Below are 12,379 nucleotides of genomic sequence, written 5' to 3'. Positions count from 1 at the left end.
AATGGGCACAAAGAGCTTACTCAATAGTTGTGAGTGCGATCGCAGTTGAAGAAATATTTTACGGACTGACATATAAGCCCAACCCTAGAATTCAAATATGGTTTGAGAGCTTTTTGGAAAATAACTGTCAAGTATTGTCCATCACCATTGAAATTGCCAAGCGCTCTGGTGAATTGTGAGGTCAACTAAGATTAAGTGGGAAAACACATACCCAAACAGATATGATGATTGCTGCTACTGCTCAAATTCTCCAATTGACCTTAGTAACCGCGCAACATCCGAGATTTCAACGGTTGCGGTACCCCACTTTTAAATCTTTTTAGTTAATTAACTCAACTGTGCCACAAGTTGATTCTCCAAAAGTGTATCATTTGTTAACAAATCTTCAACGGTGATTCGTAAAAAGCGTTGTTCATCAACTTGAAAGTGGATTTTGATGCGATCGCTTCCAGGATATCCGGCTGGTGTCAGTTGGGCAATTGTCTTTGCGCCTTCTCGATCGTTGAGGGGTTTGACGTTGGTTTCACTATTGTCCATACGGCGAGTAATTAAGCGATCGCCATCAAAATAAACTTCGGTACTACCTGTATCTGCTCCCAATTCTCCCATAATTAGTTCAATACTGGACTGATTTTCTACAGAAGCGCCTAAGACTAATTCTACTGGTTGACTCATTGGATATGCTTGTCCAGCTTTAATTAAAGAATGCCATTTATGACGCTGGTTGCGGCGATCCCAGTAGCGGATACCATAACTATGGTAGAGAAAGTCTTTGATTTGTATCCCTTGTGCTAACTGTAATGCACCTTGAGCGATCGCTTCAAAGGGGCGTTCGCAACGGATTTTTTCTGGCTCAAAATACTGTTTAATCCATGTCTGCACTGCTGGCAGTTGCACTGTCCCACCAACTAACAAAACTGCATTAATATCTGGAAGTTCTATCCCTTGCCGTCTTGCTTGCTGCAACAGTGTTGTCATCGACTCATCTAGTAACTCAAAAAACGCGTGTTCTTTGAGAATATTTTCAAAAGTATCGCGGTTTAGTTCCAACTCATAACTTTCAAATGTCTCATCATCAAAATAAACTTCACTAGCTTGATTTTGAGTTGATAGCTGAATTTTTACCCGTTCTGCCAATCTTGTTGTCAAGGGACTTACCACCAACTCTTGAGTTTTGGCAAAGTAATCTACTAACCAGTTATCAATATCAGTACCGCCCAAATTTTGCCCAGCTTTCGCCAGGACACGGGCAGTTTTGACTTTTTGTTTTGAATCTTCAGCTAAAGACTTATTACCCCACTTGAGGAGAAATCCCAGCGGCTTGGTGGTTGTTTGCACACTTTGATCTAACCGAACAAGGGACAAATCTAAAGTTCCACCCCCAAAGTCAATAACCAAGAGAATTTCTTGATTTGCCAAGCCATAACCCAAGGCGGCGGCTGTGGGTTCATCCAGCATCCGCACCTGTTCGATAGGAAGGGCTTGACAAACTTTTCCCAACCAGTGACGATAAGCTTCAAAACTGTCTACAGGTACGGTTAACACCAGAGAATCTAACCCTCCTTCTAGGGGCGCTAGTTCTTCAATGACTTGAGTAAGAAACCATTGCCCTACTTGTTCAAAGGTGACAATTTGCCCATCTAGTTCGGGTAAAAAACCTTGAATATCTGCACCAATACCGCGTTTGAAGCTGCGGAAAAATCGCGTTTCGCCTTTCAGGTCAAAACCGCGATCGCGTACTTGTTGCCCGACTAAGACTTGATTTTGACTTGCGTCTTCAACATAAACCAAACTAGGAATCAGTGGCGGATTGAGACTTTGTTTAATTGATAAACCTGGTAGAGTCAGGGTTTCTGGCTGCTGGGTTACAGGGTTCCAACGAGCAATGACTGTGTTGCTAGTACCAAAATCGATTGCGATCGCCATATTTTATATTTATTATCTTGCACGAAGACGCCAAAGTTACTTTATTTGTGATTATTCTCTATAAGGCACCAAGAATGCAAATGCGCCCAGACGCTTGCTTCTTTGCATCCCAACCCAGATATCGATTTAGTCTGTTGCACTGAAGTGTTAGTTCCAACGGATAGCATGTCTTAAACCTGTTATAGCTAGGTTTTGTGAGCTACTTCAATCAATTCTATGCAATCGAGGTATTGAACTGATAACAGTCAATCCAGCTTATTCCAGTTTGATTGGATTAGTTAAGTACATGAGAATGTACGCCCTGTCCAGTTCTAAAGCTGCGGCCTTAGTAATTGCCCGTCGTGGCACGAAACTATCTGAAAGATTACCCAGTGCCATAACCGCCTACTTGTCAGTGAATGGTGAGAAGCACGTGTGGTACTGGTAGTCACAACTAAATAAACAGATCAAACGTTCCGGTAAGATTAATCGTAGACATGATTATTTTGCTGCCTCTAACTGGGATTTTCTGACCAACCCCAACAATGAGGAAGCATTGCATTAGAAAAGAGCGTTTAAAACTTACACCGCTGAGTTAATCTAGATTTGCATAGATTTTTAAAAGCGGTTGAATGTAGTTTATTTGATAAGTCCTTGGGTCTGCAATTGCTGTCTCTTTACAACTTGGAAAACAATATATTTAACCCCTCAGTCATTGTGGGATGAGTCAAAATACCATCGCGCAGAATGGTGTAGGGCATCTGAGCTTGCATCACCATCTGCACCGTTGAAATCACTTCACCTGCTTCATGACACAACAGGGAACACCCTAGAATACGACCTGTATCTGTATCCACGATCGCCTTCAGAAGTCCCTCGGTTTGACCGAGTGTTTTCGCTCTCGGAACGGCTGACGCATCCACCTTCGCCACGCGGATAGCATATCCTTGTTGCTGTGCTTCAGTTTCAGTCAAACCCACATGAGCTAGTTCTGGATCGATGAACAGACAAGATGGAACCAATCGATCCCGTGTACTACGGTTGCCCCCATCAATTAAATTAGTTTTGATAATGCGATAATCATCGAGCGATATATGAGTGTACTGCGGGCCGCCGTTGATGTCGCCTAACGCCCAAATCCCCGGAATGTTCGTCTCTAAGCGATCGTCAACTTGAATAAATCCGCGTGTATCAGTTGCCACACCAGCCGCAGCTAAATTTAAGCTATCGGTATTGGGCGTACGACCAACGGCGACGAGCAAATGTGACCCCTGGAGGGTGATTTCACGATCAGCAACTTGGATTTGCAGGATGGTTTGATTACCAGTGCGATCAACCTTCAATACCTTCGCCTTCAGCAAGAATTCAATACCATCTTGTTCCAGCAATGTTTGAACTGCGATCGCTATATCTGGATCTTGCTGTGACAGGATTTGCTCACTTTGCCCAATGACAGTAACACGAGAGCCAAAGCGCCGAAACATCTGGGCAAACTCCAAACCAATATAGCCACTACCGAGAACGATCAGGTGTTCAGGCAGGTGTTCTAGCTCCATAATCGACTCACTTGTCAAAAATCCAGCTTCTGTGAGTCCGGGTACAGATGGAATTAACGGTCGTGTGCCTGTATTAACAAACAATCGTTCGGCGGTAAGTACGCGAGTGTTCCCCTCAGCCGTCGTCACTTCAATTGTTTTGGGAGCAACAAACCTTGCTGTGCCAATGAGCAAGTTGTTATCCAGAGCCGTTTCTAAATTGTGCAAGTTCATTTCACGTGCAGATTGTACAACCGTTCGTTTTCGTTTGATTACCTCTGCTAGCTCAACGATGGGTGTATTAGCTTTAACCCCATAAGCGGCACTGTTTCGCACTGTGTTTGCCACATTGGCACTCGCCACCATAGTTTTAGTAGGAATGCAAGCAATATTAATGCACCCGCCACCAATCATATTTAAACTGCGTTCAACCAGAGCGGTTTTACGTCCGTCAGCGACTAACGTCGGTGCAAGTGTTTTACCCGCTTTGCCGCCGCCGATAATAATGTCGTCATAGTGTTGAGCGTTCACTTCCATATCCTTTGAGTTTGATCAGGTGAATACAATAGACATCTCCGAAAATGAAGGAACGGCGAACAACCGTTCGCCCCTACAAAGGGTTTTGGCGAACGCATATTTAATTTCTGGAGATGTCTAATTTTTAGAAGGTGTTATGAATTTCAGAAAAAACTGGCTGAGTAAGAGGGTTTTAGCGATAACGTATTTGGCGAGCGTAACTCAAGATCCTTGCCCTAGCTGGGTTGACAAAAAGTACACAACACCCACTAGAAGATTCAACTTTTTTTACAAGCTTGCTTCATGAAGATACGGTTGTTTTTATACACCTCTAAAGTTCCAGACTGCGGATTATCTAACGTGCCATCCCACACCCAGTATTCATAAATTCCATTCCGAAACTTATACACTCGAACACCTTCTGTCGCTTGGCTAGTTCCTTTGCCCAAACTTAAATTACCGTTGGGACTAGTGGCGCGATAAAGCAGTTCACCTGAAGTATGATTCTGCCAAATATTTACGTTGTAGCCGCCCCGGCATTTCGTACTTAGGAGGATACCAGCAGTAGAATCAGCAGAAGCTCTTAAGGAAAAATTAGCTAAGATACTGATTGGCAGAGCAAGAAGTAACGCGGATGTTTTCATGAGTGTTGTAAAATCGATGAGTTTGACATTAGTTCATTGCTGCTACAACTTCATCTGTAAAAAGGACTGTATTAGCGATATACCCAAAGTTGATCAGTGCTGCCTTATAGCTGTCCCCAGATGCCTCCGTCACAATTGCGGTTTTTCCGTCTAGTTTTTTCATGATGATTTCTTAGGATCGGGCAGCGTGAACTTCACAGTTTCACTGGTTATTACTTTGTGCATGGGATCAGCTAGTTCGATCAGCACCTTGTGCAGACCAGGTTCCAGTCCAACCAGGATAATCGTTTCGCCACTGGAATCGACAAAGTGCCACGGCGCGTCGTCAACGGTGATGTGGATATGCCCAATGCGCGGCGATACGTCGAGGGCACCTTTGCCAAACACTGGCAACACACGCAAATTCTCCGTCCGATACTGGATGAAGACGCGTCCCTGTGCTAACGGTTCGGGAAGCGGTGGATCAACAATCAGCTTGGGTGGTGCTTCGTTTTCGATCACAATCAACGGTGATGGTCCGATAATGTCTTTAGCGCTTGGTGTGTGGGTGTTCATAGCAGGTAAGTACCTGAGAGTAGTTTATTTGAAGAAGGCAGGAGGCAGGAGGTTCAATTACAGGGGGATTCTAACCCAAGCGTAATTGTAGACCACCAAATCTTCTCTTCGAGACGCTGCGCGTAGCTTGCTTCCCCGAAGGGGTACGATTTTGTGGGGGTCTTAAACCCAATTTAGTCAAGGCAAAAGGCATACCTTAAAACTTTTTTTTCCTTCTGCCTTCTGCCCTCTGTCTTCTGCCTTGCCTGAAGGGCAGATAACGATCCATTTGAAGATGAAGCGGCGCAGAGTCATCGCTCCAGAGAAGCCATTAACGTTTCTTTGATGCGAGTTCCCAGACCGCAGTTGCGAATGCTTTCGGATTTTCCTGGGGCAGATTATGACCGACTTTTGGAATGACCCGATGCTGACGTTCGCCGCTAAACTTCGCTGCCGTCGATTTCCCATCGGTTGCTGGCACGACACCATCTGCGTCCCCGTCCAGCGTGATCGTCGGCACCGTAATGGTCGGTTGCGCGGCGAGTCGCTGCTCAAGCTCCTCATACATGGGATAGCCGACAGCAAGTCCAAGGCGATGGCGGTAGGAATGAATGACGACCTCCACATAATCGGGGTTGTCAAAGGCGCTGGCGTATTGATCGAGCGTTGCCTCGTCAAAGTGCCAATTCGGCGAATTGCGAGTCCAGAGAATCCTTGCAATTTCACGTCTGTTAGCCGTCAGTCCGGCGCGTCCGCGCTCAGTCTGGAAATAGTATTGGTACCAGATCCCGGATTCGATCGCAGGTGAAAGTGGCGCCCCTGCCTTGGCAATATCCTGGATCAGGTAGCTATTGACAGACACCAGACCTGTGCATCGTTCAGGCCAGAGAGCCGCAACAACGCAAGCGGCTCGTCCACCCCAGTCATAGCCAGCAAGCACAGCACGGTTTAGCTGCAATGCATCCATCAAGGCGATCGCATCGACACCGATTGCAGCTTGCTGCCCGGAGCGTGGTGTGGCGCTGTCGAGAAAACGGGTTGATCCATGTCCCCGCAGGTAGGGAACAATCACCCGACATCCGCGTGCAGCAAGCATTGGTGCAACGTCAATGTAGCTATCGATGGAATACGGGAACCCATGCAGCAGCAACACCGGAGATCCATCGCTCGGTCCTGCTTCGTAGTAACCAATGTCGAGGACACCCGCTTTGATCTGCTTGATGGGAGTAAACCTAAATTCAGATCGTTTAGGCTTGTCGAAGCTTGCTTGTGCGGTACCCATAAGTGCCATTTCTGTGAAAATACTTGCTGCCGCCGTTCCCAGAAAGCGGCGGCGGTTGTGTTTAATTGCTTTGAGCATAGGGTTGACTCTTTGGATTGATTAATCAGGCGATTGCACAAAGCACAGTCGCTTTACCCTTTTCCCCTACGCTAACTCGGTAAGCAGCAAAGCGATAAAAGCTGTTTACGGACGCACTCGCTTCCGTTATAGATGGAAGAAACAAGTCAAATCCTCTTTCCTCCTGCCTCCTGCCTTGTTTCTTAGGAGAGCGTCTTTTCCCTTCCCCAAAAACATCGATCGCATCCTATTGCAGATATTTCTTCAATTGGGCAGCAGCTTGAACAAACAGAGAACGGGTTTCTGGCAACTCAGCTAAACCATTCAGTAGTCCGAAGTCATGAATCATACCGTTGTACTGCACAGTTGTCACCTCGACCCCAGCTTCATCGAGCTTGCGTCCATAGGCTGTACCCTCGTCATGCAAGATATCGCTCTCTGCAACCGCAATTAACGCTGGAGGCAAGCCTTTGAGTTGCTCAACCGTCGCCTGTAGGGGAGAAGCATAAATGTCTTTGCGCTTTTCTGGGTCAGCGATGTACATGTCATACATCCACTTCATCGTTGGTGTAGTCAAGAATCGCTTGTCGCCGAATTGATGATAAGAATTCGTTTCAAAATCCGCATCGACGATCGGCCACATCATGATTTGTAGCTTAATGTGTGGTTCTCCTTTTTCTTTCGCCTTCAAAGCGGTTACTGCTGTCATGTTACCGCCGACACTGTTGCCAACGACTGCCAGATTCTTGCCATCCACCTCAATCTCCTCACCATGCTCCGCAACCCATTTGGTCGCAGCATAAATCTCATTGATTGCCTGTGGGTATTGAGCATCTGGCGTGCGAGTGTAGTTGACAAAGACACCTGCAAACCCTGAAAGCACAACCAGATCGCGAACCATGCGCTTGTGTGTTGGGTAATCACCTAGCACCCAACCACCACCATGAATAAAGATGAAAACAGGCAATGTGCTTTTGACCCCTTCAGGTCGTACAATATTAAGGGTAATTGAATAATCCTCAGCAGTAATTGTCTTTTCAGACTCTTCAATGCCTGAAAGGTCAACTGAAACGGAAGCCTGTGCATCCACAAGAATTTGACGTGCTTCGACTGGAGTAAGTTTCTCCAGTGCCACACCCGCTGAATTTAGCTCTTTCAAAAATTCCTTCGTTCCTTTGGAAAGACGTGGATCGTCTGCAACTTCCAGAATTTTTGCTGCTTGCGAGTTTGCTTGAGAAACCATGACATTCTCCTTTAATGAATTGTAAACAATCTGTTGAGATGGCAACTGTTAAGTTAATTGATTTAACACTGCTACTCGATCAGTAGTAATTGTAAAATGACAATTACTCTTTATCGACATCATTTCCTAGCCAAAACTATTTATTACTAGTGGTTAGCTTGGTATTCTCTACAACGTGAGTGGTCAGAAAGCGACGAATATGGTCTGTGATCGCCTCTCCATCTTCTTCTAGAGCAAAGTGTCCCGTATCAAACAAATGAAACTCAAAGTTTTTTAAGTCGCGTTTGTAGGCATAAGCTCCCTCGACTAAAAAGCCCTGGTCATTTTTGCCCCATACAATTAGCGTCGGTGGTTGATATTGGCGCAGGTAAGCTTGCCATTGTGGATATAACCGCACATTGGACTGGTAGTCATATGTTAATGCCAATTGAATATCTATATTGCCAGGGCGATCGAGGAGTGCTTGATCTAGAGTCCAGGTATCGGGACTGAGGTTTTCTAAATTCCTGGCTCCAGTGACGTAATGCCATTTCGTGCCCTTGCTTGCCAGAGCCTGTCGCATGCGATCGGCATTTTCCGGTGTCTTATTCTGCCAAAAAGCGCGCATGGGCTTCCAAAAATCACCGAGTCCCTCTTCGTAGGCATTGCCATTTTGCACAATTAGCGTCTCAATCTGCTCTGGATGCTGTGTTGCCAATCGATAGCCAATCGGAGCGCCATAATCCATTAAATAAAGGCTATAGCGTTTCAATCCGATCGTATCGATAAAGCCTGCCATCACTTCGGCAAGGCGATCAAAGGTGTAATCAAACTCATCCACCGTTGGCATGGAACTATAGCCAAAACCAGGATAATCAGGTGCAATCAGATGGAATTGATCCGCCAACACTGGGATTAGATTGCGGAACATGTGGGACGAGGTTGGAAAGCCGTGCAATAGCAGAATCGTCGGACGATCGCGAGAACCAGCTTCGCGATAAAAGATATCTAAACCATTGATCGATACTGTGCGATAAGTGGTCATGCGTTTACTCTTTTGAATTCAAATCGTTCAACAGAATCAGAAATAGTCGATCTTGTTTATTCAAAGGTTTATATCTGAGCATAAGCCATGCTGGGATAATCCATCATTTCCACCGATCAAGTGAGAACGGATTGCAGTCGTGATGTGAGAAATTGCTCGATATAGTTTGTGATCGCATCCCCATCCTCTTCCAGGGCAAAATGTCCGGTATCGAGTAGATGGAAGTCAACGTCTTTCAAGTCACGCTGGTAAGGATAAGCACCGTCAGCAGGAAAGATGTAGTCGTTCTTGCCCCAAACAATCAGGGTCGGAGGTTGATAGTTGCGGAAATACTCTTGCCATTGGGGATAGAGCGGTGGATTGGTGCCATAGCTATAAAACAGCGCCAGTTGAATCTCTTCGTTTCCGGGGCGATCCAGGAAATGTTGATCCACCGTCCAGGTATCGGGACTAATTGATTCTAAATTATGAACACCGTTAGTATATTGCCACTTCGTTGCTTCTAGAGTGAAAAGATGTTTGAGCTTTTGGGCATTCTCAGGCGATCGCTCTTGCCAGTATGCCTTAATTGGTTCCCAGAATTCGCGCAGACCTTCCTCGTAAGCATTACCATTTTGAACAATCAGAGATTGCACTCGTTCTGGATATTTAGCTGCAATGCGATAGCCAATCGGTGCACCATAATCCATCACATAAAGGCTGTACTTTTTGAGATCGATGGCGGCAATGAATTTCTCTACAATCTCAGCTAAGCGATCAAACGTGTAGTCAAAATCATTTACAGTTGGCATCGAACTGTTGCCGTAACCTGGATAGTCAGGCGCAACAAGATGGAATTTATCAGCAAGTGCTGGTATGAGATTACGGAACATGTGAGACGACGTTGGGAAGCCGTGCAATAGCAGAATCGTTGGATTATCACGGGAACCCGCTTCACGGTAAAAGATGTCTAAACCATCAATAGAAACGGTGCGATATGTAGTCATGGGATTACTCCTTGTTCAGAATGAAGTTGTACAGCCGTAGTCACACAGGTTAGGACATTACATTTGGAAAGGGTGAATGCTAAAGTTAGCAATAGTTTTACCTCCTGCCTCCTGCTATACGTTATGACACCAGGTCAAATTGTCACTTTATAAAACCGGGCATTGAGCGATATTTCTAAATTGAAAATCAATGATTACTCGTCCAGCCGAATTAGAAACAGGTGAAGACGTTTGTGTAAAACCTCACATATGATCGTGGTGATGGTGATGAGAGTGCGCCATTGCACGTTCAGGATGATTCATCATTCGCAGCATATTAGGTCCACCAGTCTGAAGAAAACGTCGCAACAAAATTGCTGTCCAGATCAGAAATAGAATGTTCAGTACCGTTGTGTAGTTGAAGTGAATGCTAGTCTCTAACACTTGTGCATTTCGTTGCGACGGGATCAAATGTAACGTTTGAAAAAGCAATTCGATGATGATGGCGGCGCTTGCCATTGCAGCATAAAAAGTTGCTAGCAAAAACACACTCATTTTCATCCCGTAGTATTTACGGTAAATGTTAAGAATCGGCAGCACAATCAGGTCAGCAAAGATAAATGCTACTACCCCACCAAAGCTAATGCCACCGTTCCACAGCACTGCTGCTAAAGGCACGTTACCGACTGAACAAACAAATGACACGATCGCCACAATTGGACCAACAATCGCTCCCCAAATTGCGGCTAAGACTGGATGGTCAGACAAGAAAAAAGCTTTCCAAAAATCTTTTGGCACCCAAACATCTAATGCTCCAGCAATCAGCAATCCAAGCAGAATGTCTTGCCAGACCGAAGCCCAATCCATCACGAAGTATTGACTGATAGCGGTGAATCCCTGATGGGAGAAGATTCGCTGCCAAAGTGAACCCTCTGTGACTGACATATCCATATCAGCATGACCTTCCATCCTGCCTTGCAATCCTTGCTCTGCCCGTCGTACTGCTTTCTGTACCAGCTTTGGCTTTAAAAAGAGGCGAAATAGCCAGACAAGAATTGCAATCATCAAACATCCACCAATAAACTCAGCCAGGGTGAATTGCCAACCCATCAGCAATGCGAGAAGGATACCAAGCTCAATCACTAGATTGGTCGAGGCAAATTGAAAGACCATCGCAGCAGTAAAATTGCCACCCTTACGAACAATAGATCGGGCGATCGCAACCGCTGCATAGGAGCAAGATGACGAGGCCGCACCCAAACCACAGGCTCTTGCGATCGAGGCAGTCGTATCATCGGGCATGAGGCGTACCATTTCAGACTTTGATACCACAGCCTGAATGATCGCAGATAGGGTGAATCCCAGAATTAATGCCCACAAAATCTTCCAAAACATGTTGAACGCCATCCAGAGAGCATGAGCGATCGCACCGATCGGCTCTGTAAATAGATTAATAGTGTCCATAGTTGGTCGGTTGATGATAGTGAAATGCGATTGTTCATTTAGGTTGATCTATATCACATCCGAACGGCGGATCTGCTCCTGGAAATAGTCTCGCCAACTTGCGGGTAACGCTTCTAATTGTGCGGCACGGTGCAGTAACTCTGGGTTGTTTTGCTCACGCATATAAAGCTGAATGATATTAGCAACAGTAACATTGTTGTCATCCCGGCTCACTAACTCTAAAGTGTCTCCGACTCCAACTTCGCCCTCTTGCAAAACCCGAAAGTAAAATCCGCTGCGACGACTGGCGAGAAATCGTTTCACCATATCCGCTCGCCCAAAGCGAATTCCTAGTTTGTAGCAGGGTAAGCGCGGTTGAGTCACCATTAGTTCCACACTGCCGATTTTGAAGCGATCGCCAATGTTCAATTCTTCTTCTTTAAATCCCGTAACTGTGAAATTTTCACCAAAGATGCCTGGTGTTAACTCCGTGTCAGGCAATTCACTACGCCAGTAATCGTAATGCTCGAATGAATAGACATACACGGCTTTGTCAACTCCGCCATGAACGGTGAGATCCGCTTGTTGATCGCCGTCTAAATTGAGCGATCGCACTCTCACCCGTTCGCTGACTGGCTCTTTAAAAATTCCAGTGCTAACTGTTTTTCCTTTCCAGGTCACTTCACGCGGAAGTCCTACGTTGACAGAGATAAGTTTCATCTTTAGCTCCAAAGTTTTGGATTGCATTCAATTACGGCAGCCAAGGGACTTCCAAGTAAAAAAATATTCAATCGCAGAGGGACGACTTGGGGACAAGGGGAACAAGGAAGAAAGAAGTCTAGTTGAGTAGACAAATTGGATAATTTATTTTTTGGAGTTCCCCAACATGGAACATCGAAAAAATGAATAAGTTGTTTATTGGAGTGCTTGATTGATTAAAGGTTTAATGACCGCGATGTTTTTGACCAACTCATCAAAGAGAGAGAACCGCTGTTTTAAGTAATCAGGATCGTTGTAACTGAGCCACACCTTGCCGTCAGCCGCTTCCCATGCCAGTACTTTCAAGGGTAAATCCAGAGCGATCATCGATTCTGCCACCCTGAGCGGTGTTCCGGCTTCAGGGTTGCCAAATAACAATAGAGTTGTCGGGAAATAAAAGATAAGTGAGGCAATGCTGGTCTTGTAATTGGGATTTTCTTAAGCAGCCATCAAGTAGAAGTTCCATAATCCT

Annotated in this window: 13 protein-coding genes; 1 reads left to right on the top strand and 12 read right to left on the bottom strand. The window is 45.5% G+C overall.

Annotation, left to right across the window (positions count from 1 at the left end):
- Positions 1-29: 29 nt before the first annotated feature.
- Positions 30-179, top strand: coding sequence for a type II toxin-antitoxin system VapC family toxin (locus V7K56_RS27450; protein ID WP_334915615.1), 150 nt, complete (start codon positions 30-32; stop codon positions 177-179).
- Positions 180-327: 148 nt separating this feature from the next.
- Here V7K56_RS27450 and V7K56_RS27445 read toward each other — a convergent pair whose 3' ends face one another.
- The 12 genes from V7K56_RS27445 to V7K56_RS27390 all read right to left on the bottom strand — a co-directional run bounded on the left by V7K56_RS27445 (position 328) and on the right by V7K56_RS27390 (position 12,285).
- Positions 328-1,926, bottom strand: coding sequence for an Hsp70 family protein (locus tag V7K56_RS27445; RefSeq protein WP_334915613.1), 1,599 nt, complete (start codon positions 1,924-1,926; stop codon positions 328-330).
- Positions 1,927-2,582: 656 nt separating this feature from the next.
- Positions 2,583-3,977, bottom strand: coding sequence for a mercuric reductase (locus V7K56_RS27440; protein WP_334915611.1), 1,395 nt, complete (start codon positions 3,975-3,977; stop codon positions 2,583-2,585).
- 257 nt (positions 3,978-4,234) lie between these two features.
- Positions 4,235-4,600, bottom strand: a complete 366-nt coding sequence (locus V7K56_RS27435; RefSeq protein ID WP_334915609.1) for a hypothetical protein — start codon at positions 4,598-4,600, stop codon at positions 4,235-4,237.
- A 28-nt stretch (positions 4,601-4,628) separates the two neighbouring features.
- Positions 4,629-4,763, bottom strand: a complete 135-nt coding sequence (locus V7K56_RS27430) for a hypothetical protein (protein ID WP_334915607.1) — start codon at positions 4,761-4,763, stop codon at positions 4,629-4,631.
- Entirely contained in the window at positions 4,760-5,155 is a 396-nt protein-coding gene (locus V7K56_RS27425; protein ID WP_334915604.1) for a DUF6130 family protein, read from the bottom strand. The genes V7K56_RS27430 and V7K56_RS27425 overlap by 4 nt, the downstream gene beginning before the upstream one ends.
- Positions 5,156-5,465: 310 nt before the next feature.
- Positions 5,466-6,494 carry an alpha/beta fold hydrolase gene (locus tag V7K56_RS27420; RefSeq protein ID WP_334915602.1) on the bottom strand — a complete coding sequence of 343 codons (1,029 nt, stop codon included), beginning with the start codon at positions 6,492-6,494 and terminating at the stop codon, positions 5,466-5,468.
- A gap of 226 nt (positions 6,495-6,720) precedes the next feature.
- Complete coding sequence (locus V7K56_RS27415) at positions 6,721-7,716, bottom strand: alpha/beta hydrolase (RefSeq protein ID WP_334915599.1); 996 nt, start codon at positions 7,714-7,716, stop codon at positions 6,721-6,723.
- Positions 7,717-7,852: 136 nt separating this feature from the next.
- Positions 7,853-8,740: an alpha/beta fold hydrolase gene (locus V7K56_RS27410; protein ID WP_334915597.1), complete on the bottom strand. Its 888-nt coding sequence runs from the start codon at positions 8,738-8,740 to the stop codon at positions 7,853-7,855.
- Positions 8,741-8,856: 116 nt separating this feature from the next.
- Entirely contained in the window at positions 8,857-9,726 is an 870-nt protein-coding gene (locus tag V7K56_RS27405) for an alpha/beta fold hydrolase (RefSeq protein ID WP_334915595.1), read from the bottom strand.
- A 243-nt stretch (positions 9,727-9,969) separates the two neighbouring features.
- Entirely contained in the window at positions 9,970-11,169 is a 1,200-nt protein-coding gene (locus V7K56_RS27400) for a permease (protein WP_334915593.1), read from the bottom strand.
- A 48-nt stretch (positions 11,170-11,217) separates the two neighbouring features.
- Positions 11,218-11,868, bottom strand: a complete 651-nt coding sequence (locus V7K56_RS27395; RefSeq protein WP_334915590.1) for an MOSC domain-containing protein — start codon at positions 11,866-11,868, stop codon at positions 11,218-11,220.
- A gap of 195 nt (positions 11,869-12,063) precedes the next feature.
- On the bottom strand, positions 12,064-12,285 hold the full coding sequence (locus V7K56_RS27390) for a DUF302 domain-containing protein (protein ID WP_334915588.1): 222 nt from the start codon (positions 12,283-12,285) through the stop codon (positions 12,064-12,066).
- Between the last annotated feature and the right edge of the window lie 94 nt (positions 12,286-12,379).

Origin of the sequence: Nostoc sp. (assembly GCF_036917535.1) — a bacterium.
Lineage (GTDB): Bacteria > Cyanobacteriota > Cyanobacteriia > Cyanobacteriales > Nostocaceae > Nostoc.
Note: the sequence above shows the minus strand (reverse complement) of the source record. Positions and strands in the feature narration are given on the sequence as shown.

What these genes read in the sequence shown, in the direction of transcription:
- V7K56_RS27445 (WP_334915613.1), bottom strand. Translation starts at nt 1,926, where the DNA reads ATGGCGATCGCAATCGATTTTGGTACTAGCAACACAGTCATTGCTCGT.
- V7K56_RS27440 (WP_334915611.1), bottom strand. Translation starts at nt 3,977, where the DNA reads ATGGAAGTGAACGCTCAACACTATGACGACATTATTATCGGCGGCGGC.
- V7K56_RS27435 (WP_334915609.1), bottom strand. Translation starts at nt 4,600, where the DNA reads ATGAAAACATCCGCGTTACTTCTTGCTCTGCCAATCAGTATCTTAGCT.
- V7K56_RS27430 (WP_334915607.1), bottom strand. Translation starts at nt 4,763, where the DNA reads ATGAAAAAACTAGACGGAAAAACCGCAATTGTGACGGAGGCATCTGGG.
- V7K56_RS27425 (WP_334915604.1), bottom strand. Translation starts at nt 5,155, where the DNA reads ATGAACACCCACACACCAAGCGCTAAAGACATTATCGGACCATCACCG.
- V7K56_RS27420 (WP_334915602.1), bottom strand. Translation starts at nt 6,494, where the DNA reads ATGCTCAAAGCAATTAAACACAACCGCCGCCGCTTTCTGGGAACGGCG.
- V7K56_RS27415 (WP_334915599.1), bottom strand. Translation starts at nt 7,716, where the DNA reads ATGGTTTCTCAAGCAAACTCGCAAGCAGCAAAAATTCTGGAAGTTGCA.
- V7K56_RS27410 (WP_334915597.1), bottom strand. Translation starts at nt 8,740, where the DNA reads ATGACCACTTATCGCACAGTATCGATCAATGGTTTAGATATCTTTTAT.
- V7K56_RS27405 (WP_334915595.1), bottom strand. Translation starts at nt 9,726, where the DNA reads ATGACTACATATCGCACCGTTTCTATTGATGGTTTAGACATCTTTTAC.
- V7K56_RS27400 (WP_334915593.1), bottom strand. Translation starts at nt 11,169, where the DNA reads ATGGACACTATTAATCTATTTACAGAGCCGATCGGTGCGATCGCTCAT.
- V7K56_RS27395 (WP_334915590.1), bottom strand. Translation starts at nt 11,868, where the DNA reads ATGAAACTTATCTCTGTCAACGTAGGACTTCCGCGTGAAGTGACCTGG.